This window comes from Altererythrobacter sp. C41, assembly GCF_016803135.1.
GTDB lineage: Bacteria > Pseudomonadota > Alphaproteobacteria > Sphingomonadales > Sphingomonadaceae > Pelagerythrobacter.
Genome location: NZ_JAEVFE010000002.1, coordinates 98,187 through 119,174, shown reverse-complemented (window position 1 = coordinate 119,174; position 20,988 = coordinate 98,187). Strand labels below are relative to the sequence as shown.

The 20,988-nt window shown below is 67.3% G+C and carries 21 protein-coding genes; 14 read left to right on the top strand and 7 right to left on the bottom strand.

Translation table 11 applies throughout. The features are described from left to right. Positions 1-8 precede the first annotated feature (8 nt). Positions 9-380 carry a MerC domain-containing protein gene (locus tag JNO53_RS04460; RefSeq protein ID WP_203108106.1) on the bottom strand — a complete coding sequence of 124 codons (372 nt, stop codon included), beginning with the start codon at positions 378-380 and terminating at the stop codon, positions 9-11. 94 nt (positions 381-474) lie between these two features. On the opposite strand from JNO53_RS04460, the gene JNO53_RS04455 reads away from it, so the two are divergent. The 8 genes from JNO53_RS04455 to JNO53_RS04420 all read left to right on the top strand — a co-directional run bounded on the left by JNO53_RS04455 (position 475) and on the right by JNO53_RS04420 (position 9,494). After that, on the top strand, positions 475-1,536 hold the full coding sequence (locus JNO53_RS04455) for a COX15/CtaA family protein (RefSeq protein WP_203108105.1): 1,062 nt from the start codon (positions 475-477) through the stop codon (positions 1,534-1,536). Further along, positions 1,533-1,853, top strand: coding sequence for a divalent cation tolerance protein CutA (cutA, locus tag JNO53_RS04450; protein ID WP_203108103.1), 321 nt, complete (start codon positions 1,533-1,535; stop codon positions 1,851-1,853). The genes JNO53_RS04455 and cutA overlap by 4 nt, the downstream gene beginning before the upstream one ends. 125 nt (positions 1,854-1,978) lie before the next feature. Beyond that, on the top strand, positions 1,979-2,575 hold the full coding sequence (locus JNO53_RS04445; RefSeq protein WP_203108101.1) for a hypothetical protein: 597 nt from the start codon (positions 1,979-1,981) through the stop codon (positions 2,573-2,575). Positions 2,576-2,708: 133 nt separating this feature from the next. Continuing rightward, positions 2,709-3,188 (top strand): 50S ribosomal protein L13, encoded by a 480-nt coding sequence (gene rplM, locus JNO53_RS04440; protein WP_203108099.1) that lies wholly within the window; start codon positions 2,709-2,711, stop codon positions 3,186-3,188. Beyond that, positions 3,188-3,703 carry a 30S ribosomal protein S9 gene (gene rpsI, locus JNO53_RS04435; protein ID WP_203108097.1) on the top strand — a complete coding sequence of 172 codons (516 nt, stop codon included), beginning with the start codon at positions 3,188-3,190 and terminating at the stop codon, positions 3,701-3,703. Before rplM ends, rpsI begins: the two co-directional genes overlap by 1 nt. Before the next feature lie 134 nt (positions 3,704-3,837). Continuing rightward, a complete protein-coding gene (gene ybaL / locus JNO53_RS04430; protein ID WP_203108095.1) occupies positions 3,838-5,499 on the top strand; it encodes a YbaL family putative K(+) efflux transporter in 1,662 nt (553 codons plus the stop codon). A gap of 114 nt (positions 5,500-5,613) precedes the next feature. After that, positions 5,614-8,460 carry a TonB-dependent receptor gene (locus JNO53_RS04425; protein ID WP_203108093.1) on the top strand — a complete coding sequence of 949 codons (2,847 nt, stop codon included), beginning with the start codon at positions 5,614-5,616 and terminating at the stop codon, positions 8,458-8,460. Next, positions 8,460-9,494: a phytase gene (locus tag JNO53_RS04420; protein ID WP_203108090.1), complete on the top strand. Its 1,035-nt coding sequence runs from the start codon at positions 8,460-8,462 to the stop codon at positions 9,492-9,494. The genes JNO53_RS04425 and JNO53_RS04420 overlap by 1 nt, the downstream gene beginning before the upstream one ends. A gap of 15 nt (positions 9,495-9,509) precedes the next feature. Here the strand turns inward: JNO53_RS04420 and JNO53_RS04415 are convergent, their stop codons facing one another. Genes JNO53_RS04415 through JNO53_RS04405 form a run of 3 tightly spaced genes read right to left on the bottom strand, consistent with a single transcriptional unit; the run spans position 9,510 to position 11,519 of the window. Continuing rightward, positions 9,510-10,370: a metallophosphoesterase family protein gene (locus tag JNO53_RS04415; protein WP_203108088.1), complete on the bottom strand. Its 861-nt coding sequence runs from the start codon at positions 10,368-10,370 to the stop codon at positions 9,510-9,512. Then, positions 10,360-11,214 carry a diacylglycerol kinase family protein gene (locus tag JNO53_RS04410; protein WP_203108086.1) on the bottom strand — a complete coding sequence of 285 codons (855 nt, stop codon included), beginning with the start codon at positions 11,212-11,214 and terminating at the stop codon, positions 10,360-10,362. Before JNO53_RS04410 ends, JNO53_RS04415 begins: the two co-directional genes overlap by 11 nt. 38 nt (positions 11,215-11,252) lie before the next feature. Next, complete coding sequence (locus tag JNO53_RS04405) at positions 11,253-11,519, bottom strand: hypothetical protein (protein WP_203108084.1); 267 nt, start codon at positions 11,517-11,519, stop codon at positions 11,253-11,255. A 211-nt stretch (positions 11,520-11,730) separates the two neighbouring features. Here JNO53_RS04405 and JNO53_RS04400 point away from each other — a divergent pair, with 211 nt between their 5' ends. Next, a complete protein-coding gene (locus JNO53_RS04400; RefSeq protein WP_203108082.1) occupies positions 11,731-12,027 on the top strand; it encodes a UrcA family protein in 297 nt (98 codons plus the stop codon). Positions 12,028-12,101: 74 nt separating this feature from the next. Here JNO53_RS04400 and JNO53_RS04395 read toward each other — a convergent pair whose 3' ends face one another. The 3 genes from JNO53_RS04395 to JNO53_RS04385 all read right to left on the bottom strand — a co-directional run bounded on the left by JNO53_RS04395 (position 12,102) and on the right by JNO53_RS04385 (position 15,699). Further along, entirely contained in the window at positions 12,102-12,842 is a 741-nt protein-coding gene (locus tag JNO53_RS04395; RefSeq protein WP_203108080.1) for a LytR/AlgR family response regulator transcription factor, read from the bottom strand. Continuing rightward, positions 12,835-14,073, bottom strand: a complete 1,239-nt coding sequence (locus JNO53_RS04390) for a sensor histidine kinase (protein WP_203108078.1) — start codon at positions 14,071-14,073, stop codon at positions 12,835-12,837. The genes JNO53_RS04395 and JNO53_RS04390 overlap by 8 nt, the downstream gene beginning before the upstream one ends. 84 nt (positions 14,074-14,157) lie before the next feature. Then, positions 14,158-15,699, bottom strand: coding sequence for a fumarate hydratase (locus JNO53_RS04385; RefSeq protein WP_203108076.1), 1,542 nt, complete (start codon positions 15,697-15,699; stop codon positions 14,158-14,160). A gap of 151 nt (positions 15,700-15,850) precedes the next feature. Between JNO53_RS04385 and JNO53_RS04380 the strand changes: the two genes are divergently transcribed. Genes JNO53_RS04380 through JNO53_RS04360 form a run of 5 tightly spaced genes read left to right on the top strand, consistent with a single transcriptional unit; the run spans position 15,851 to position 20,987 of the window. Next, complete coding sequence (locus tag JNO53_RS04380; RefSeq protein WP_203108074.1) at positions 15,851-16,468, top strand: protein-L-isoaspartate O-methyltransferase family protein; 618 nt, start codon at positions 15,851-15,853, stop codon at positions 16,466-16,468. A gap of 2 nt (positions 16,469-16,470) precedes the next feature. After that, positions 16,471-17,964 carry a TolC family outer membrane protein gene (locus tag JNO53_RS04375; protein ID WP_203108072.1) on the top strand — a complete coding sequence of 498 codons (1,494 nt, stop codon included), beginning with the start codon at positions 16,471-16,473 and terminating at the stop codon, positions 17,962-17,964. A 28-nt stretch (positions 17,965-17,992) separates the two neighbouring features. Further along, positions 17,993-18,442 (top strand): DUF2497 domain-containing protein, encoded by a 450-nt coding sequence (locus JNO53_RS04370; RefSeq protein WP_203108070.1) that lies wholly within the window; start codon positions 17,993-17,995, stop codon positions 18,440-18,442. A 53-nt stretch (positions 18,443-18,495) separates the two neighbouring features. Further along, on the top strand, positions 18,496-20,598 hold the full coding sequence (locus tag JNO53_RS04365) for a S9 family peptidase (RefSeq protein ID WP_238401644.1): 2,103 nt from the start codon (positions 18,496-18,498) through the stop codon (positions 20,596-20,598). Beyond that, positions 20,595-20,987: a (2Fe-2S) ferredoxin domain-containing protein gene (locus tag JNO53_RS04360; RefSeq protein ID WP_203108067.1), complete on the top strand. Its 393-nt coding sequence runs from the start codon at positions 20,595-20,597 to the stop codon at positions 20,985-20,987. The genes JNO53_RS04365 and JNO53_RS04360 overlap by 4 nt, the downstream gene beginning before the upstream one ends. Position 20,988 lies beyond the last annotated feature (1 nt).

Sequence of the window (20,988 nt, the reverse complement as noted above, 5' to 3'; positions counted from 1 at the left end):
GATAGCGTTCAATGCGCGTGGCGCAAGTTGAGGAAGTGTCCGATCGAAACGAGCGAGACGCCGATCACGGTCAGCACCACCTCGCCCGTGCCGTGCGGCATGGCGAGCGCGCCGCCCATGAAGCTGAGCCCGGTCATGGCCGTCACGAAGGGCGCGGCACGGCGATGCGTCAGCGCGCCCCAGCCGATCGCGACCGCGGCGATTACGAGCGCTATCGCCAGTCCGACGCGGTGAAAGGCGGGCGCAAGCAGGAACTCACCGCCTATTCCAAGCGCCGAGACCACGACGATCGAAGCCAGGCAATGCAGCAGGCACAGCCCGGAAAGGACGACGCCTGCACGGTCCAGCCGTGCGCGAATCGAGGAGAGGGGATTACTCATTGGCGAGGTCCATGTATGTGATAATGTATCATTGCGCAAGGCCAAATCGCAAAGCCCTTGCGATTTGCGGAACGCCGACGCATCAGGCGCCTCCATGGTCTCCTCGACGAACTTCGGCGGGGGCACAGCCGTGCTGACGCCCGCCACAGCCCGCCCCGCCGCTCTCGCCCGCTGGCTCTGGATCGTCGCCTGGATGGTCGTGGCGATGATCGTGGTTGGCGGCATCACCCGGCTGACCGAATCGGGCCTGTCGATCACCGAATGGAAGCCCGTGACGGGCGCGATCCCGCCGCTGACGGACGCGCAGTGGCAAGCCGAGTTCGAAGCCTATCAGCAGATCGGCGAGTACCAGCAGATCACCGGCCCGGCCGGAATGACGCTGGCAGATTACAAGTTCATCTACTTCTGGGAATGGGCGCATCGCCTGCTCGGCCGCCTGATCGGCCTGGCCTTCGCCCTGCCGCTCGCCTGGTACTGGATTCGCGGCGCAATCCCCAAGGGGTACAAGCCGCGACTGCTCGCGCTGCTCGCACTCGGAGGCCTGCAGGGGGCGTTCGGCTGGTTCATGGTGCGCTCCGGCCTGTCGAGCGAAGTGACCGACGTCAGCCACTTCTGGCTGTCGATCCATCTGCTCACGGCGCTGTTCACCCTCGGCGGCCTCGCATGGACGGCGTTCGATCTCCACCGGCTCGCGCAGATTCCGGGCGCCCGGCCGGCGCGGTTTGGCGGGCTTGCACTGGTCGCCGCGCTCATCCTGTTCGTGCAGCTCCTGCTCGGCGCCTGGGTCGCGGGCCTCAATGCGGGACTGGCGTCCGATACCTGGCCACTGATGCAGGGGCGGTTCGTGCCCGAGTTCGACGCGTCGCGCGGGCTGTTCTGGGCCATGACGCACGATCCGTTCCTGATCCACTTCCTCCACCGCTGGTGGGCCTGGGTGGCGGTGGCGGCGCTGATCGTGCTCGCGCGCAAGGTTCGCCCGTTCGAGCGCCGCGCCTCCATCGCGATTCACGCGGCCTTCGGCACACAGATCATCCTCGGCATCGCCACCGTCTGGACCGGCGTATCGCTGTGGATCGCGACCGCCCACCAGTTCGTCGGCGCGCTGCTGGTGATTGCCGTAGCCTGGGGTGCGCACGTCCTGGGACGGCGGCCGTGAGCGCGCTCGTCTGGTGCCCCTGCCCGGACGAGGATACCGCCAGATCGCTCGCGCGCACGCTGGTCGAAGAGAAGCTCGCAGCGTGCGGAAATGTCATCGGCCCTATACATTCGGTCTTCTGCTGGCGGGGCGAAGTCGACGAAGTGCGCGAGTTCGGGCTCCTGCTGAAGACCGACGTGCGTCTGCTGGAGCAAGCCATCGCCCGGCTCGAACAAACGCATCCTTATGACGAGCCCGCCGTGCTCGGCTGGCACTGCGACGCCGCGGGCGCGGTGACGCAGGCCTGGCTTGGGGCGCTCGTGGGGCCGCGCGGGTGACGGCGCCCTTCGACCGCCGAGGCGCGCTTGCCGCGTTGGGGGCCGCGATGGGCGCCGTTCTCGGTGGAGCGCGCGTTGGTGCTCAGGTGGCCGAAGCGGCCGGCTTCAAAGCGCCAAGCGAACCGATGCGACTCACGCGAGTGCTCGAGCGCGAGCTGGGTGACGGTGCCAAAGTCACGGTCACCCGGACCTGGCGCGTGCGCTTTGCCGCGCATGCGGCCGGATATACGGTCGAGGGCGAGCAGATCGCGGTCGAGGTCGACGCACCGCCGCCCCTTGCAGCGCTGGCCGATGTCGAGCGGAAGAATCCGCATGCAGGCCCCTTCCCCGTCGCGCTGGACAAGGCCGGACTGATCGTCGGCGAGGAACAAGCAGGCGCTACCTCCATCCCCGGCCTCGAGGCAGCGGCGAGGAAGTATCTCGAGGGCGCGACGGCGGAGCGGCAGGCGGACGCGATGCAGTATGTCCGGGCCGTGCAGCAGGCCGGCGCCGCGATGACCAGCCGATGGCCGGAGGATCTGTTCTATCCGGTCGCCCCTCGCCGCGACCAGCAGACACTGCCGCTGCCGGACGGCGGATCGGGCACGATCGACGTCAGTTTCGCAGGCACACTCGCCCCCGGCGGGCGCCATCTCGCTACGGCGGAGCGGCGGATCGAGACGACCGTGAAGGACAGCGTACGCGCGTCGCGGGAAACATGGCGGCTGGAGCCGCTCGAGTAGCGCGGTATTATTTTACCTCCTCCGAGAACCCCGGATTTGCTTGACTTTCGGGCGGTCGGACGACAAATGCGCCGCTCCCGCGCCCGCTCTCATGCGGATTCGCGGCGAGAGACATTTCGAAGGAATTGAAGCCATGAAGGCGCTCCACAAGAGCACCCGGTCGATCAAGCCGGCCGAGGTCGAGAAGAAGTGGCACCTGATCGATGCCGAGGGTCTGGTCGTCGGCCGCCTCGCGACGATCGTCGCCAACATCCTGCGCGGCAAGCACAAGCCGAGCTACACCCCCCACGTCGACTGCGGCGATCACGTTGTCGTGATCAACGCCGACAAGGTGCGGTTCACCGGCAACAAGCTGGGCGACAAGAAGTACTACAAGCACACCGGCTATGCCGGCGGGATCAAGGAAACGACCCCGGCGAAGGTGCTCGAAGGCCGCTTCCCCGAGCGCGTGCTCGAAAAGGCTGTCGAGCGCATGATTCCGCGCGGCCCGCTGGGCCGCCAGCAGATGAAGGCGCTGCACCTCTATGCCGGCACCGAGCACCCGCACGACGGGCAGCAGCCCGAAGTGCTCGACGTCGCCTCCATGAACCGCAAGAACAAGGTTACCGCCTGATGGCTGACGACAAGAACACCGTGTCCGATCTGTCGGACCTCAAGAACATCGCCGGCGACGCCCCCGAGGGTGACGCGGTGGTGATCGCCGAAAGCACTGCCCCGCTGCGCGAGCAGGAGCTCGATCAGCAAGGCCGCGCCTATGCCACCGGCCGCCGCAAGGACGCCGTGGCCCGCGTGTGGATCAAGCCGGGCAAGGGCACGATCACCATCAACGGCCGCGACCAGGAAACCTACTTCGCACGGCCGACGCTGCGCCTGATCATCAACCAGCCCTTCGCGATCACCGATCGCGCGGAGCAGTTCGATGTCGTCGCGACCGTCAAGGGCGGCGGGCTCTCGGGCCAGGCCGGCGCAGTCAAGCACGGCATCGCGCAGGCACTTGCCAAGTACGAGCCGGCACTGCGCGCCACGGTCAAGGCCGCCGGCTTCCTCACCCGCGACAGCCGCGTGGTCGAGCGCAAGAAGTACGGCCGCGCCAAGGCCCGCCGCAGCTTCCAGTTCTCGAAGCGCTAAGGTTTCCGCACACCGGACAAACGGAAGGGCGGTCCCGCGAGGGGCCGCCCTTTTTTTGTGCCCCGGCCGCAGGTTGGGAATTGACCGGCACTTTCTCCTGCAAGAGTGTGGGCGAAGGACACTAAGGAGACTGAATGCCGCATCACACGCCGCTCATGGGCACGATCGTCGCAGGGTTCGTCGTTGCATTCCTGATGGGGGCGCTCGCGCACAAGCTGCGCATTTCCCCGGTGGCGGGTTATCTGTTCGCAGGTGTGATCGTCGGTCCCTTCACCCCCGGTTTCGTCGCGGACATCGCGCTCGCCAACGAGCTGGCGGAAATCGGGGTCATGCTGCTGATGTTCGGCGTCGGGCTGCATTTCTCGCTTCGCGATCTGCTCTCGGTAAGGAACATCGCCGTGCCGGGGGCCGTGATCCAGATCACCGTCGCGACGGCGATGGGGGTGGGCCTCGCGCTCTACCTGGGGTGGTCGGTCGCTGCCGGGCTGGTCTTCGGGCTGGCGCTGTCGGTCGCGAGCACCGTCGTCCTGCTCCGCGCCCTCCAGGCGCGCAATTTGATCGACACCGAACGCGGGCGCATCGCCGTCGGCTGGCTGATCGTCGAGGATCTGGCGATGATCCTCGCGCTGGTGCTGCTTCCCGCCATAGCGGGCATGCTGGAAGGGCGATCGGGCAGCGACGGGGGCGGCAGCCTGCTGACAGCCGTTGCGCTCACCGTGCTCAAGGTCGGCGGCTTCCTCGCCTTCATGCTGATCGTGGCCCGGCGCGTGATCCCCGCGGCGCTGCACTGGACCGCACATACCGGCTCGCGCGAGCTCTTCCGCCTGGCGGTGCTATCGATCGCGCTGGGAGTGGCGCTGGGCGCCGCTTACGTGTTCGACGTTTCACTCGCGCTCGGCGCGTTCTTCGCCGGGATGATCCTGGGCGAAACCCAGCTGAGCCGGCGCGCCGCGGAGGAAACGCTGCCCCTGCGCGACGCCTTCGCCGTTCTATTCTTCGTCTCGGTCGGCATGTTGTTCGATCCGGCAGTGGTGGTGGAGCAGCCCGGACCGGTGCTCGCGACGGTGGCAATCATCGTCATCGGAAAATCGCTCGCCGCCTACGCCATCGTGCGCGCGTTCGGGCACGACAACGAGATCGCACTGACGGTCGCCGGCAGCCTCGCACAGATCGGCGAATTCTCGTTTATCCTGGCGGGGCTCGGGATGCAGCTCGGCATCCTGCCGCCCGAGGGCCGCGACCTCATTCTTGCCGGCGCGATCTTCTCCATTCTCTTCAACCCGCTGATCTTCACGCTGGCGGCGGGGCGTCTGGGCGACGTGAAGCGGCAGGACGAGGCGAAGGCGCAGGAACGCGAAGAAGCTCGCCAGCGCGAACGGCGCGAGCACGTGGTCCTCGTCGGCCACGGCCGCGTGGGGCGGCTGATCGCGGAAGGCGCCGCTCACCGGGGGCGGGCGCTGGTCGTGATCGAGGAGCAGGCGGACTTCGCGCGCCAGGCCGAGGAAGCCGGGCGCGAAGTCGTGGTCGGAAATGCGAGCAATCCGCACATCCTCGACGAGGCAGGCATCCAGCATGCCTCCAAGCTCATCATCGCGATACCCGAAGGTTTCGAGGGCGGCGCGATCGCGGAGCACGCGCGGCGGCTCAATCCCGAGATCGTGATCTTCGCGCGCGCGCATTCGGACGAGGAAGTCGGCTACCTCGAACGGCTCGGCGTCGACCACGTGATCATGGGCGAGCGCGAGATCGCCCGCGCGATCCTGGGCCTCGCCGCGACGAGCCGCCCTGCCGCCTGATCTCCCCTTGCGGGCGATCTTTCCGCAATCATCGTTCTGTCACACAATCGCCACGCGCGCGTAATGCCCGGCCCCTAGCGGCCCCTCCAACACGGTTCAGGAGGGCAACGGGAAATGTTCAGCCGCAAGCGCTATCTGCTTTCATCCGCCAGCGCGGTTCTGGCGGCCGCAATCGCAACGCCGGCAGTCGCGGGCGACGTCGTCGGCAGCGTCTACGATGCGAGCGAGACGATCGCTCTGCAGGCCGCACAGGTTCGGCTGGTGGAGCTCGACCGCGTGGCGACGACCGAGCGCGACGGCAGCTTCCTGTTCTCCGACGTTCCGGCCGGCGAATACACGCTCGAAGTCAACTACGTCGGCGCGCCGAGCGTGCGCCAGGCCGTGAGCGTTCCGGCCGACGGCTATGTCCGCACCGACGTGCTGATCGGAGGCGACGACGCGCGCGAGATTCTGGTCGTCGGCCAGAGCGCCAACCTCGCCAGCGCCCTTTCCCGCAAGCGCGCGAACGACGGCGTGAGCGACGTGCTGACGCGCGACGCAATCGGCCAGTTCCCTGACCAGAACGTGGCCGAATCGCTGCGCCGCCTGCCCGGGGTAAACGTGCTCAACGACCAGGGGGAAGGCCGCTTCGTCTCGGTCCGCGGTCTCGACCCGGAGCTTAACGCGACCTCGCTCAACGGCGTGCGCCTGCCGGCACCGGAATCCGACGTGCGCTCGGTCGCGCTCGACGTGATCTCGAGCGACATCATCGAATCGATCGAGATCAAGAAGTCGCTCACGCCCGATATGGACGCCGATACGATCGGCGCCTCGATCGAGATCGAGACGACCAGCGCCTTCGACCGCAAGAAGGATCTGCTCACTGCGAAGATCGAAGGCAGCTACAACGATTACGCGGACAACGTCTCGCCCAAGGGCAGCATCGACTTCGCCACCAAGCTGAGCGATAACTTCGGTGTTTCGGGCGGCGTGTCCTACTACAAGCGCAAGTTCGAGACCGACAATGTCGAGGCCGATGGCTGGGGCGACGACGATAGCCTGATCTTCCCCGAGGAGGTCAATTACCGCGACTACAACGTCGAGCGCGAGCGCATCAGCGCCAATCTCAACTTCGACGCGCGCCTGAGCGATACGACCGAAATCTACCTGCGCGGCATCTACAGTCAGTTCGACGACCAGGAATACCGCCGCGAGACGAGTTTCAAGCTGGAGGACGCCGGCCAGGTTTCGGGCAGCGGAGCGAGCGTGGATTTCAGCGACACCGATCCCGAGGAAGCGGATAACGGCGAAATCTCGATCCAGCGGTCGATCAAGGACCGCTTCGAAACCCAGAAGATCCGCTCGGTCGTGCTCGGCGGCGAAACCGACACCGGCACCTGGAAGGCGAGCTACTCCGCCAGTTGGGCCAAGAGCACCGAGCACGACAACGGCTCGATCGACCCGGCGAACTTCGAGCAAATTTTCGCCGACAACGGGCTGGGCGTAGGGTTCGATTTCTCCGACCCGCGCATCCCGCTTTACACTGTCACCGGCCCGACCGACGACTTCTACGATCCGCAGGCCTATGCGCTCGATGACATCACCCTGACGGCGCTGTCGGAGTCGATCGACGAGGAGTTCGCTGCCAAGTTCGATATCGGGCGCGAATTCGCTACGGATTCGGGCACTTTCACGGTCCAGGCCGGTGCGAAGGGCCGCTGGCGCGACAAGAGCTACAATCTCGAGGCCGAGTACTGGGAGAACGAAGCGCTGACCCTCGCCGACGTGCTCGGCGAGCAGAACTACGGCCTCACCGATATCTCGCCGGTGCCGAACTACGGAGGTGCCCGCGACATCTTCTTCGGCAACAGGGACGACTTCGCGTTCAACGAAATCGACAGCGCATTCGATTCCAGCGTCGAGGACTACTCTGTCACCGAAGATGTCATGGCCGGCTACCTGCTCGGCCGGTGGGATAGCGCGACGTTGCGCCTGATCGGCGGCGTTCGTTACGAAGGGACGAAGAACGACATCACCGGCAACAACGTCCTGCTGGTGGAGGAAGGCGGCCAACTGCCGGGCGGGGAAGAGGCCGCAGAGGACACCGTGATCGTCGCTCCGGTCGCCTACGCGCGCGATTACGATCACTGGCTGCCGAGCCTCACCATCCGCTACGAGCCGACGCCCGACCTGGTGCTGCGCGCCGCCGGCTATCGCAGTCTGGTGCGGCCCAAGCTGTCCAAGCTCGCCCCGCGTTTCGTGGTGGAGGAGAACGACGAGGGCGAGCGCGAGGGCGAGTTCGGCAACCCCGATCTGCTGCCCTACGAGGCATGGAACCTCGACGCTTCGGCCGAGTGGTACTTCTCCGGCAACGGCGCGATTACCGCGGCGGTGTTCTACAAGGACATCAAGAACTTCATCGTCGATACCGTGCGCGAGGAAGGCAGTTATCAGGGGATCGACTTCGACGAGGCGACGATCCCGATCAACGGCGAAAGCGCGGAAGTCTACGGCGTCGAGCTTTCGGTCGCGCAGAAGTTCGACATGCTGCCGGCGCCGCTCGACGGGCTGCTGATGCAGGCGAACTACACTTATACCGATGCGACCGGACTGGTTCCCATCGACGGCGATCCGGCCGACCTGCGCGAGATCACGCTGCCCGCGACATCGAAGCACACGGCCAATATCGCGCTGGGATACGAGAAAGGCCCGATCAGCTTGCGCGTCGCGGGCACCTACCGCGACTCCTATCTCGACGAGCTCGGCGACGAGGCCCAGGAAGATCGCCTGGTCGACGACCACTTCCAGCTCGATCTCAGCGCCAAGTACCGCGTCAGCGACAATGTCCAGCTCTTCTACGAATGGGTGAACATCAACAACGCCAAGTACTTCGCCTACAACAACTACGACGGGCGCAGGAATCTCTACCAGTACGAAGAATATAGCTGGACCATGAAATTCGGCGCGAGGGTGAACTTCTGATGGCAAACGTATTCAAGATCTTTCCGCTCGCTGCGATCATCGCGGCGGCAAGCGGCTGCGCGACCGCGCCGATCATGGGCGATCCCGCGGTCGAGGTAACGGCGTCGGCCGAAACCCGTCCGGTGGGCACGGCGAACGAAGACGCGGCGGACGATCCGGCGATCTGGCGCAATGCAGATAATCCTGCGGCGAGCCTGATCGTCGCGACGGACAAGAAGGCCGGGCTTTACGTCTACGGCCTCGACGGCCAAGTTCGCCACTTCCTCCCCGGCGGCCTGCTCAACAACGTCGATCTGGCCGAACTTGCCGACGGCACCGTACTCGTCGGCGCCAGCGAGCGGACCGATCCGGCAAATGCCAAAGTGGCGCTGTTCACGCTCGACACCGGGCGCGGCGAGCTGCGCCGGGTGGGCACGATCGATGTGGGGCCCGGCGAAGGCTATGGTTTCTGCATGGGGCCGGGCCGCGGCGGGGCGGACGTGATGCTCTATTCGCCGGTCAAGGATGGCTCGCTGCACGGCCAGGCGCTGCGCTGGAACGGCGGCGAACCGGCGGTCGAGACCGTGTTCCGGCACAAGCTCGCTTCGCAGCCCGAAGGCTGCGTGGTCGATCCGCGCGACGGCACCCTCTATGTCGGCGAGGAGATGGCCGGGATTTGGCGCTTCCGCACGGACGGAACGCCGGGTGAACTCGTCGCGACGGTCGACAACGCCATGCTCGTCGCCGACGTGGAGGGTCTCGCTATCGCACCCGAAGGGGAAAGCGGTGGGCTGCTGGTCGCCTCGAGCCAGGGCGACAACGCCTACGCCGTGTTCCGCCTGCCCGGCATGGAGCCGGTCGGCCGCTTCCGCATCGCCGCAGGGACGATCGGCACCGCTGAGGAGACCGACGGCATCGAGCTCAAGCTGGGCGACTTCGGTCCGGAGTTCCCCGCCGGACTCTTCATCGCGCAGGACGGGATGAACGAACCGGCGGCGCAGAACTTCAAGCTCGTGCGCTGGGACAGCGTGCTCGAGGCGCTCGGCGAGCGTTGAGCCCGCACGGCAGATTCAGTGCACCGGCGGATCGGTGCGCGGGATCTGCCGCACGGGCGCGACCGGCTCGCCCGGTTCGCGCGGCGGCTTCGCATCTTCGGGCACGTCGTCGATCTGCATGTCGCGCGTGCGCACGTCTTCCAGATTGCGCACGCGCACGTGCAGAGTGGTGCCGTCCCAGGTGAGTTCGTTGAAGCTCGGCGGGGTCGAGCGGGTCCGCTTCGACAGCGTCCCCGCGCCGATCATGCGAACGGGACCGCGGGGCGTGTCCTCCACGATATCGAAGGCATCGTGAACGTGGCCGCTCAGCACGGCGAGGACGGGGCGACGGGCAAGCTCTGCGAGCGCCCTGCTTCCGCCGCGGGTCAGCGCCGTGCCGGCGGTTCCGACCTCACGCAGCGGATGATGGCAGGTGACGAGCGCCTGCACGCCTTTGGGCAGTGCATCGATCGCGGCGAGGCATTTCCGGAGCGCCCGGCGGCTGACCCAGCCCTTCGACCAGTTTAAGCGCGGCTGCGCGCGCACTGCCGTCTTGAGCGGCACGATCGCGAGGCCCGGCAAGTCGATCTCACGCTCGATCCGGTCCGCGATCCCGCGAATGCGGCGATAAGGCTGGAAGAACCGCTCGCTCAGATTGAAGTAGGGGAGGTCATGGTTACCGACTTCCACCGTCACCGGCACGTCGAGCGACTTGATCCAATGGCACGCGGCGTCGAACTCGCGCGTACGGGCGCGCATCGTCAGGTCGCCGGTGATCGCCACCGCGTCGGGCCGCTGCTCGGCGATCTCCTGCTTCACCCAGTCGAGCGCGCGGTTGTCCTCGAGCCCGAAGTGAATGTCGCTCAGGTGGAAGAGGAGCGTCGTGTCAGCAGCCATTCTCTGTCGCTAGCAGATCGACCTCGCACGCGGCCACGGTGAATTCCTCGCGCGCTCCCCCTTGCGCGTGTTCACCGTCGATCAGGAGGCCGATCGGCTCGCCGTCGCGGTCGGCCACTTCGAGACGGTCGATGAGCCCCAGCCGGTCGTGCGGCCCCTCGCGGAACTGGCGGCGCAGGAGCGCCCAGCCCTGCTGGAGGAACTCGCCGGTGTTCTCGGCATGGTAGGCGTCGAGCTGCAGGCCCCACTGGCCGGGCGTGATCTCGAGCAACGGATAGCCGTCCTCGCGGCCGAGGCCGGGTTCCACACAGCGCAGCATCGAACCGCCCGTCGTCTCCGCAAGCGCCTCCCCGGCACTCTCGGCCGCTGCGGCGATGTCCACGTCGCGCAAGGCCTCGCGAACAGCATACCAGGCCGTGCCCGGCCCGGCGAGCAGGCCCGCCAGCGCATCGCCGTGAGCGGTCCGGGCAACCATCGGCCGCACCCGCCGCGCGGCGCGCGCGCCGGCGCGCGCGACGATCTCCTCGGTCGGGGATTCGCCATGGAGCCGTTTGGCAAGCAGGTTCATCGTTCCGCCGGGCAGCACCAGGATCGCGCCGCTCCAACCGTAAAGACCCGTCACCGCGGCATTGACCGTTCCATCGCCGGCGTAGATCGCCAGCGTCTCGACCCCCGCGGCGTCGAGCGCGGCGGCGTCGGGCAGCGGCTCTTCCGGAAAGGCGATGCGCCGTTCGAGCACAAAGCCGTTGTGGCCGCAGCAGGTCTCCAGCGCCTCCACCGCAGCAGGGCTGTTGCTGCCGCTGGCAGGGTTGGCGATCAACCAGATCGGACGTGCTTCCTTCATGACCCGATAGCGCGGAAAGCGGCCATGCGTTCCGGCGCTCAGACCCGGCCGCTCAGGATCAGCCAGGCGGACGCCATGTTGAGCACGGTGTAGAGCAGATAGGCCCAGGCCAGCGCCGGCCAGCCGTTCGCGACCAGCAGCATCGCCGCGAGCAGCACCAGGAACTCCGTCACCAGCGTGATCCGCCCGCCGAGCATGTGTACGAACCACGGCATCCGGCCGAGGAGCGGATGGCCGCTTTCGAGCACCGCCTTGTGCAAGGCGAAGTTCCCGATCCCGAGAATGAAGATGAGGATCACGGCCATCGCCGCACCATGCACCAGCGCCGGTCGCTTGCCAAACGCGGTTCGTCGGGCGGTTCGGTGCATCGGTCGGGAGGGCGCATCGCCTGTCGACCGGCGGCTGCACGCAGTCGATGAACCCGCGCGTGGGCGGTCCGGCAGGCGTATCCATCGATCTTGCGAGAGGGCCTTCTCCCCCCACACGGGCCCTCTCGCAAGATGGAGGACACGAACGATGAAACGCCACCTTATCGCCATGACCGCCGCCGCCGTTCTCGGCGCGGCTGCGACCCCGGCCGTCGCGGAAACCCTGTCCATTCCCTACAAGGATCTGAACCTTGCCTCGGCCGAAGGGCAGAAGGCACTCGACCTTCGTATCGAGAGCGCAGTCCGTAAATTTTGCGGAATGAACGAGACGACGACCGGCTCGCGCATCGTCTCGGGCGAATCCCGGCAATGTTACGCCGAGACGAAGAAGCAGGCGCACGAGCAATTCGCCGCCATCGTCGATCGGCATCGGCTCGGCGGCTGAAACACTCCACAGCCGCCGCTCGGCCCGGACCGGTTCAGTCCCCCGGTTCGGGCCGACTTGCGTCCGGGCTTGGGCTAGCGGCCGGCCATCGCCTTGACCTTCGGCAGATAGGTCCGCCCGATCCGCAGGGCGTCACCGCCATCGAGTTCGGCCGACCAAACCCCCAGTCCGTCGTGACGCAGCCCGCGGATGCGATCCTTGCGCAAGATCGTGGATCGGTGGATGCGGATGAATGCGGCCGGATCGAGCCGCTCTTCCAGTCCCGCGATCGTCTGTAGCAGCAGATAGCTGCGATCGCCGAGATGAAGCCGCACGTAATCGCGCTCGGCGTCGATCCGGTGGACCTGATCCACGTCGACCCGCAGCAGTTCGGAACGGTGCGGCACCCACAGTTCCTTCAGCCAGCGGCTTTCGGCGCGCGACGGGCGTGCCCCGCGCGAGACTGCGCGTTCGATGGCGCGCGCCAGCCGGTCGTGTGCGACGGGCTTGAGGACGTAGTCGACCGCATCGAGATCGAACGCCTCGACCGCGAAGTGGTCGTGCGCGGTAACGAAGATCACCGCCGGCCGCCGGTCCCGCTCCGCCAGCTTGCGCGCCACGGCGAGCCCGTCGACCTCCGGCATCGTCATGTCGAGCAACACGAGGTCGGGTGTCAGCGCGTCGATCAGCCGCAGCGCGGCGGCTCCGTCGCTCGCCGTTCCGACCACGGCCAGTTGCGGCAGCTTGGCGCAGATCACCTGCATGCGTTCGACGGCGAGCGGCTCGTCGTCGACGATCAGGGTGCGCAGCGGTTCGGTTTCGTTGTCGTCAGCCATGATTCACCAGCGGGATGCGGATTTCGGTGAGGTAGCCGCCGTCGACCGGGCCGGAAGTGACCGTCGCCTCGTTGCCGAAGCGGGCGTGGAGGCGGTCGCGGACGTTCGCAAGGCCGATGCCGAAGCCCGAATCGCAGGCGTGCGAGGCGCCGGGTCCGTCGTCCTCGACGGTAATCGCCAGACGGCCGTAGTCCTCCCGAGCGGCAATGCGGATCGTCACCGGCGCCTTGTGCGGGGCGACGGCATACTTGACCGAGTTCTCGACGAGCGGCTGCAGGATCATGCCCGGCACCCGCGCTTCGGCGAGGTCCTCGGGCAGATCGAACACGGCCGCAAGCCGATCGGGGAAGCGGACCGCCTCGATCGCGAGATACTGGCGCTGCAGCTCGAATTCGTCGGTCAACGCGACGTCGCCGGTCGGATCGTCGGCGAGGCTGTGGCGGTAGAAGGTCGAGATCGTCTGGATCATCGTTTCGGCGCGTTCCGTCTTGCCGGTCATGACCAGCGCAGACAGCGAATTGAGCGTGTTGAACAGGAAGTGCGGATTGACCTGATAGCGCAGCGAGCGCAGTTCGGCGGCCTTGGCGGCGCTGCGGAACCGCTCCTCGCGCCGCTCGGCCGCCCGCGCCTGCGCGCCGGCGAGCATCGCGAAGTAGAGCGACGCCCAGGCGAGCAGGAGGAAATAGCGACCCAGCGCGATGTCGACGACCTGCAGCCACTGGTCGACCTTCGACGGAGCCGGGGCGATCATCACCGTGGTCGGAGCTCCTGCCGCGACCTCGTCGCTGACGCCCAGTCCGGTCAAGTCGTGAAACCGTTCAGGCGGGATATCGACCAGCAGGTTGCCCGCCTCGTCACGGCGGATATTGATCCCGCGCTCCTCACCGTAGTTCTTTTCCACCTGGCGCTGGATATCGGCGAAGATCCACTGGTTGGTCTGGGCGATCGGGATCGAGATCGGAATGGCCACCAGCACCGCGGCAAGGATCTTCATCCACAGGGCGCGGTCGTCGAACAGCCGCAGGATCGCCCACAACAATATCGTCATGCCGATGCCGACCAGCGTGACCACGCCGCGGCGCCAGAGCATTTCGGCGTGCGGTTCGAACCCCAGGATCGTGCCGCGCACGGTGGTGAGCACGAGATAGCACAGCCACAACCCGGTCATCGAGGCGAGGACGGTGACGACCGGCACGCGGGTGCGGTCTTCGGAAGGTATCTGTCGAGCCATGATCCGGACTTTCGCTCTAGCCGTGAACGGTCCCGCCCGACCAGCGCGGTCGTCGGAACGCTTCTGCGCTTCGTCGAACAGCCGTTACGCGCCCTCGAGCAATCCCTCGCGCGCAATCCGCTCCTTCCACTGTGCCGGCGCCAGCGTATGCACGTTGTTGCCCCGGGCATCGACGGCGACGGTCACCGGCATGTCCTCCACGGTAAACTCGTAGATCGCCTCCATGCCGAGATCCTCGAACCCGACGACCTTGGCTTCCTTGATCGCGCGCGCGACGAGATAGGCTGCGCCGCCCGTCGCCATCAGATAGGCGACCTTGAAGCGGCTGATTACCTCCACCGCATTATGCCCGCGCTCGGCCTTGCCGATCATTGCGAGCAGGCCGAGGTCGAGCATCATCTCGGTGAACTTGTCCATCCGCGTCGCCGTGGTCGGGCCGGCGGGGCCGACGACCTCGCCCAGGACGGGATCGACCGGGCCGACGTAGTAGATCGCGCGGCCGCGGAAATCGACCGGGAGCTCCCCGCCCTTCGCCAGCATGTCCTGGATGCGCTTGTGCGCCGCATCGCGCCCCGTGAGCATCTTTCCGGACAGCAGCAGCCGGTCGCCGTGCTGCCAGCTCTCGACCTCGTCCTTGGTCAGCGTGTCGAGGTTCACGCGCCGGGCGGAGGCGTCGGGCTTCCAGTGAACGTCGGGCCATTCGTCGAGCTTCGGCGGCTCGAGATATGTCGGGCCCGAGCCGTCGAGCACGAAATGCGCGTGGCGCGTCGCCGCGCAGTTCGGGATCATCGCCACCGGCTTGCCCGCCGCGTGGCACGGAGCATCGTGGATCTTCACGTCGAGCACGGTCGAAAGCCCGCCGAGCCCCTGCGCGCCGACGCCTTGCGCGTTGACCGCGTCGTAGATCTCGATCCGCAGCCGCTCGATATCGGTCTGCGGTCCGCGCGCCTTGAGCTGCGCCATGTCGATCGGCTCCATCAGGCTCTGCTTGGCGAGCTTGACGCAGTGCTCGGCCGTACCGCCGATCCCGATCCCGAGCATGCCCGGCGGGCACCAGCCGGCGCCCATCGAGGGGATCTGCTCGAGCACCCAGGCGACGATGTTGTCGCTCGGGTTCATCATCTTGAACTTGGACTTGTTCTCGCTGCCTCCGCCCTTGGCCGCGACGTCGATCTCGACTTTGTCGCCGGGCACCATCTCGACCGACAGGACACAGGGCGTGTTGTCACGCGTGTTGCGGCGGGTGAAGGCCGGATCGGCGAGGATCGAAGCGCGCAGCTTGTTATCGGGATGGGTGTAGGCCCGCCGCACCCCTTCGTCGACGACGTCCTGCAGGCTCCTGGCCGAATCGAGGCGACAGTCCTGTCCCCACTTGATGAAGACGTTGACGATTCCGGTGTCCTGGCAGATCGGCCGGTGCCCTTCGGCGCACATGCGGCTGTTGGTCAGGATCTGCGCGATCGCATCCTTCGCGGCCGGCCCCTGCTCCGCCTCGTAGGCAGCGCCGAGCGCGCGGATATAGTCCATCGGATGGTAGTAGGAGATATACTGGAGCGCGTCCGCCACGCTCTCGATCAGGTCCCCCTCGCGGATCGTTACGAGGGGCCGCCCATCAAAGTCGCTCATCGAAGCCAGGTTCCTTCCTATCGATTGGCGAATCCCATAGGCGCGGGCGGTGCCTAGCGTCAAAGCGCTTGGCCGGGCGGGGCGATACGCCTAAAGCCATGCCCGATTGACCAACTGTATTAAGCGTGTAATACAGCGCGCCGAGGCCCACATGACACTTGCCGAAACCCGCACCGTACAGACTAGCGCCCCTCAGGCCGACTTCGCCGCCGCTCGTCGCGCGATGATCGACAGCCAGCTTCGCACCAGCGGCATCAACGACGCCGGCGTGCTCCAGCGCATGGCAGCCGTCGCGCGCGAGGCGCACGTTCCGGACGGTGCGCGCGGGGTCGCCTACATGGATCGCGGGATCGCCTTCGACGATGGCCGCCACATTGCCGCGCCGGTGTTCTACGGCATGGCGCTGCAGGAAGCGCGCCCGGAACCGAGCGACGAGGTTCTCGTGGTCGATGGGGGCAGCGGTTATCTGCCCGCATTGGTCGAACCGCTGGTGAAGTCGGTCAAGGCCATCACGCCCGAACAGGCGCTCGGTTCACTGCGCGGCACATTCTCGCTGATCCTGATCGACGGGGCGGTCGAGCAGTTTCCCGACACGCTCACCCGGCGCCTGGCCGAGGACGGGCGGGTCGTCGCCGGCCTGCTCGAGGACGGCCTGACCAGGCTTGCCGCGGGGCGCCCGGCGGGCGGCGGGATCGGCTGGCTCCGCCTCGCCGAAATAGGGATCCCGCGCCTGAGGCAGTTCGACGCGCCGAAACGATGGAGCTTCTGACAATGAGAGGGAGGGGGGTAAAGCTGGCCTTGCTGGCCGGGGCGACGCTCGTTGCCGCACCGGCAAGCGCCGATACGCTGCGCGAGGCGCTGATCGAAGCATATCGCGGCAATCCGACCCTCCAGTCGGCCCGGGCGCAGCAGCGCGCGACCGATGAGAACGTTCCGATCGAGAAGTCCGCGGGGCGCCCAGATATCGGCGCGACAGGGCGGTACACCGAATACCTCAAGCAAAGCTCGACCAATTTTGCGGCACCCGAACGCGAAGTGAATCTTGGCGTCGAGCTCGGCGTGCCGATCTATTCGGGCGGCGCGGTGAAGAACGCGGTCCGCGCGGCCGAGGAGCGGGTTCAGGCCGGCCAGGCCGAGCTCCGCGGTACGGAATCGGCCGTCTTCAGCCTGGTCGTCGCCGCCTACATGGACGTGATCCGCAACGAGGCAATTGTCGGGCTCGCGGCCAATCAGGTCGACGTGCTTTCGACCAACCTGCAGGCGACCAGCGACCGGTTCGAGATCGGCGATCTGACGCGCACCGACGTGGCGCAATCCGAAGCGCGCCTGGCGGTCGCACAAAGCGACCTACGGGCGGCACAGGCGAACCTGATCGCCGCGCGTGAGGATTATATCGCGCTCGTCGGCCAGGCGCCGACCGATCTGCAGCCGCCCCCGCCGCTGCCGGGCCTGCCGAACACCCCGGACGAAGCCGTCACCGTGGCGCTCGAGAACAACCCCGACCTCATTGCGGCGCGCGAGCGTGCCGAAGCGGCCGGGTACGACATCGAGGTTGCCGGTGCGGGCCGGCTGCCCCGCGTCTCGCTGTTCACCGGCTATAGCTACAACAACTACCTCGGCACGCTCGGCGGCGCGATCGTGGACGATCCGACGCTTCCGAGCGAGGACGTCTCGCAGTCGTCGTCCGGCGCGCAGGCGGGCGTCTCTATCTCGATCCCGATCTTCCAGGGCGGGCGCCCGGCCGCGCTGCAGCGGCAGGCGCAGGCGCGCGCCTCGGCCGCGCTGGAGGACATCATCGCTGCCGAGCGCGACGTGATCGCCCAGGTCCGCGCCGCCTATTCGAGCTGGCAGGCCTCGCTGGCGATCATCGAAAGCTCGCAGGCCGCCGTCTCCGCCGCCGATCTGAGCCTCGAAGGCGTGCGTGCGGAGAACTCGATCGGCAACCGCACCATCCTCGACGTGCTCAATGCCGAGCAGGAACTGCTGAACGCCCAGGTCGAACTCGTGACCGCGCGGCGCAACGCCTACGTCGCAGGGTTCAGCCTGCTCGCCGCCATGGGCCGCGCCGAAGCGCGCGACCTGGGGCTGGAGAGCGAGGGGCTGCTCTACGACCCGCAGCTCAACTTCGAGAGGGTCGAAGGCAAGTGGTTCGACTGGGATCGCGATCCCGACCCGGTGCCGCAATCGACGAGAACCGTTGACATCCCCGCACAGGATGCGGAGATTCCCGGCAGTGAATCGCAGCCCGCCTCGGCAACCGACTGAGCGGGCGGAACTCGGGGTACTCGGCAACATGCGTCAGCAGGGCGAAGCGTCCGTCGAGGAGATCCTCGAATCGATCAAGAAGGTGATCGCGCGCGACAATCGCACGATCGCGACCGAAACGCGCCGGCGGCGCGAGGAAGACGGCGTGACGGGCCACGGCGCCGCGAGCGACGCCGGCACGGAAGAGGTCCTCGATCTCGGCGCGGCCGAATTCGTCGAACAGGCGGACGACGATGGCTCGCCGCTGACGACCGACGCCGTGCGCGATTCGCTGCGCGACAACTTGGCCGCCCTCGCCATGCTGGCGGAGCCGGGCGTGCCGCCGCAGATCGTCCGCTCCGGCGAGACCTCGCTCGAGGGATTGGTGCGCGACATGCTGCGCCCGATGCTGGCCGAATGGCTGGATCGGAACCTGCCCGAAATGGTCGAACGGCTGGTGAAGGCGGAAATCGCCCGGATTGCCGGCAAGCGCGGCTGACGCGCGGCCTAAACCGCTTCCCCGATGCTCGCCGAGCCGCTAGGCCGTGGCGCATGATCAGAAGAACGGGTTTCGCAATCTCGCTCGCCGCGCTGGCCTCCGCCGCGCCTTCCCTTGCCCAGGACGACGCGCCGATGACGGCGCAAGACCTGGTGACCATGCCGCGCCTCGGCGCCCCGGTCGCGTCGGCCGACGGCCGCTTCGCGATCTATTCCGTCACGACGACCGATCCCGAGAGCTATGCCCGGACGACCGCGCTCTATCTGCGCGATCTCGCTGCGCCCCAGGCGAAGGCGGTCGCGCTCGATCTCGGCGGCAGCGCGAACAGTCCGGCCTTCGGGCCCGACGGCGCGCTTTACTTCCTGTCCGACCGCGGTGCGGGCGGCACGAGCCAGGTGTGGCGTGCTGCGCTGGACGCGAACGGCATCGCGGGGAGCCCCGCTCAGGTGACCGATGTCGCCGCCGATGTCGCGGGATTCAAGGTCTCGCCCGACGGCCGCAGGATCGCCCTGTTCGGCGACGTGGCACGCGACTGCCCGACCTTCGGCTGCGAGGGCGACGGCACCGCGCATCTTCCCGGGCCGGGCAACGGCCTCCTCTACAATGCGGAAGACGGCTTCGTCCGTCACTGGGATACCTGGGAAACGCCCGGCACTTTCGGCCGCGTGTTCGCCTTCGACCTCGTCGACGGGAAGGCCGCCGGCGCCGGCGTTCCACTTGACGGCCCGTCCGGAGAAGGTGCGCTCGTGGGCGACACGCCGACCAAGCCGTTCGGCGGCGGGGAGGAAATCGCCTGGGCGCCCGACGGCTCGGGCGTGTTCTTCGCCGCGCGGCGATCGAACGCGGACGAACCGACCTCGACCAACATCGACATCTGGTGGAACGATCTGACGGGCGGTGCGCCGGTCAACCTCACCCAGGCCAACGCCGCGACCGACACGCTGCCGACGCCGTCGCCCGACGGCAAGTGGCTCGCCTACACCGCGATGGCGCGCCCCGGTTACGAGGCCGACAGGCTGGTGATCCACTTGCGGAATCTCGCGACGGGGGAAACCCGCGCGCTGACCGAAAGCTTCGACCGTTCGTTCGGCTTGCTCGCCTGGACGCCCGATTCGCGCTGGATCGTCGCCACCGCGCAGGACGTGCTCGACACGCCCGCCTTCCGCATCGACCCGGCGAGTGGCAAGGTCGAGGAACTCGACCTGATGGCGGGTAACGAGGCGCACATCGGCAATGTCGTGCCGCTCGCCGGCGAGCGCCTGCTGTTCACCCGCGATTCGATCGGCGCCCCGCCCGAGCTGTTCCTGTCGCAAGGCTGGCAGCAGGCCGCGCCGCTGACCGAAGTGGCCGGGCGCCATCTCGGCCGGCTCGCGCCGATCGTCACCCGCCGCTTCAGCTTCACCGGCGCCGGCGGCGATACGGTGTGGGGCCAGATCACCAAGCTCGACGGGCACGAGGGCGCCATGCCCGCGATCCTCTACGTTCACGGCGGGCCGCAAGGCTCGTTCAACGATGCGTGGTCCTCGCGCTGGAACCCCCGGGTCGTGGCCAGCCAGGGCTATGCGGTGATCTCGATCGATTTCCACGGCTCGACCGGCTACGGCCAGGCCTTCACCGACGCCATCAACCGCGACTGGGGCGGCAAGCCGCTCGAGGACCTGCAGAAGGGTCTCGCCGCCGCGCTCACGCTGGATCCGCAGATCGACGGCACGCGCGCCTGCGCCATGGGCGCCAGCTACGGCGGGTACATGATGAACTGGATCGCCGGCCGCTGGCCCGACCGGTTCGACTGCCTGGTGCAGCACGACGGCCTGTTCGACATGCGCAGTTTCTACTATGCAACCGAGGAACTGTGGTTTCCCCGCTGGGACTTCGGCGGCTCCTATGCCGAGAACCCCGAGCTCTACGAGAAGTGGAACCCGGTCCACCACGTCGGCAACTGGAAGACGCCGATGCTGGTGGTGACCGGACAGAAGGACTTCCGCGTGCCCTACACCCAGGCGCTGGGCGCCTTCACCGCCTTGCAACAGCAGGACGTGCCGGCGCAGCTGCTCGTCTTCCCGGAGGAGAACCACTGGGTGCTGGGCGCGAAGAATTCGCTCCAGTGGCATGAGACGGTTTTCGCCTGGCTCGATCGCTGGCTCGGGAAGGAATGAGCGGGGCGAAGGATCTCGCCAAGGCGCGGGCGGCGCTCGCCAAGATCGGCGGCGAGACGGTCGAGCGCCACATCTTCCTCTGCGCGCTGTCGGAGAAGCAGAAGTGCTGCCGGCGCGAGGAAGGCGGGCGGGCCTGGAAGTATCTCAAGAAGCGGCTGAAGGAGCTGGGCCTCGCCGGGCCCAGGCGCGCGGACGGCTCGGGCGGCGTGCAGCGGACCAAGGCCGATTGCCTGCAGATCTGCGAGGCCGGCCCCATCGCGCTCGTCTGGCCCGACCGGGTCTGGTATCATTCGTGCAGCGAGCCGGTGCTCGAGCGGATCATCCAGCAGCACCTGATCGGCGGCGAGCCGGTCGAGGAGTTCCGTCTCCGGGGTCCCGAAGACTCGTAGC

What these genes read in the sequence shown, in the direction of transcription:
- JNO53_RS04460 (WP_203108106.1), bottom strand. Translation starts at nt 380, where the DNA reads ATGAGTAATCCCCTCTCCTCGATTCGCGCACGGCTGGACCGTGCAGGC.
- JNO53_RS04455 (WP_203108105.1), top strand. Translation starts at nt 475, where the DNA reads ATGGTCTCCTCGACGAACTTCGGCGGGGGCACAGCCGTGCTGACGCCC.
- JNO53_RS04445 (WP_203108101.1), top strand. Translation starts at nt 1,979, where the DNA reads ATGCGACTCACGCGAGTGCTCGAGCGCGAGCTGGGTGACGGTGCCAAA.
- rplM (WP_203108099.1), top strand. Translation starts at nt 2,709, where the DNA reads ATGAAGGCGCTCCACAAGAGCACCCGGTCGATCAAGCCGGCCGAGGTC.
- rpsI (WP_203108097.1), top strand. Translation starts at nt 3,188, where the DNA reads ATGGCTGACGACAAGAACACCGTGTCCGATCTGTCGGACCTCAAGAAC.
- ybaL (WP_203108095.1), top strand. Translation starts at nt 3,838, where the DNA reads ATGCCGCATCACACGCCGCTCATGGGCACGATCGTCGCAGGGTTCGTC.
- JNO53_RS04425 (WP_203108093.1), top strand. Translation starts at nt 5,614, where the DNA reads ATGTTCAGCCGCAAGCGCTATCTGCTTTCATCCGCCAGCGCGGTTCTG.
- JNO53_RS04420 (WP_203108090.1), top strand. Translation starts at nt 8,460, where the DNA reads ATGGCAAACGTATTCAAGATCTTTCCGCTCGCTGCGATCATCGCGGCG.
- JNO53_RS04415 (WP_203108088.1), bottom strand. Translation starts at nt 10,370, where the DNA reads ATGGCTGCTGACACGACGCTCCTCTTCCACCTGAGCGACATTCACTTC.
- JNO53_RS04410 (WP_203108086.1), bottom strand. Translation starts at nt 11,214, where the DNA reads ATGAAGGAAGCACGTCCGATCTGGTTGATCGCCAACCCTGCCAGCGGC.
- JNO53_RS04405 (WP_203108084.1), bottom strand. Translation starts at nt 11,519, where the DNA reads ATGGCCGTGATCCTCATCTTCATTCTCGGGATCGGGAACTTCGCCTTG.
- JNO53_RS04400 (WP_203108082.1), top strand. Translation starts at nt 11,731, where the DNA reads ATGAAACGCCACCTTATCGCCATGACCGCCGCCGCCGTTCTCGGCGCG.
- JNO53_RS04395 (WP_203108080.1), bottom strand. Translation starts at nt 12,842, where the DNA reads ATGGCTGACGACAACGAAACCGAACCGCTGCGCACCCTGATCGTCGAC.
- JNO53_RS04390 (WP_203108078.1), bottom strand. Translation starts at nt 14,073, where the DNA reads ATGGCTCGACAGATACCTTCCGAAGACCGCACCCGCGTGCCGGTCGTC.
- JNO53_RS04385 (WP_203108076.1), bottom strand. Translation starts at nt 15,699, where the DNA reads ATGAGCGACTTTGATGGGCGGCCCCTCGTAACGATCCGCGAGGGGGAC.
- JNO53_RS04380 (WP_203108074.1), top strand. Translation starts at nt 15,851, where the DNA reads ATGACACTTGCCGAAACCCGCACCGTACAGACTAGCGCCCCTCAGGCC.
- JNO53_RS04375 (WP_203108072.1), top strand. Translation starts at nt 16,471, where the DNA reads ATGAGAGGGAGGGGGGTAAAGCTGGCCTTGCTGGCCGGGGCGACGCTC.
- JNO53_RS04370 (WP_203108070.1), top strand. Translation starts at nt 17,993, where the DNA reads ATGCGTCAGCAGGGCGAAGCGTCCGTCGAGGAGATCCTCGAATCGATC.
- JNO53_RS04365 (WP_238401644.1), top strand. Translation starts at nt 18,496, where the DNA reads ATGATCAGAAGAACGGGTTTCGCAATCTCGCTCGCCGCGCTGGCCTCC.
- JNO53_RS04360 (WP_203108067.1), top strand. Translation starts at nt 20,595, where the DNA reads ATGAGCGGGGCGAAGGATCTCGCCAAGGCGCGGGCGGCGCTCGCCAAG.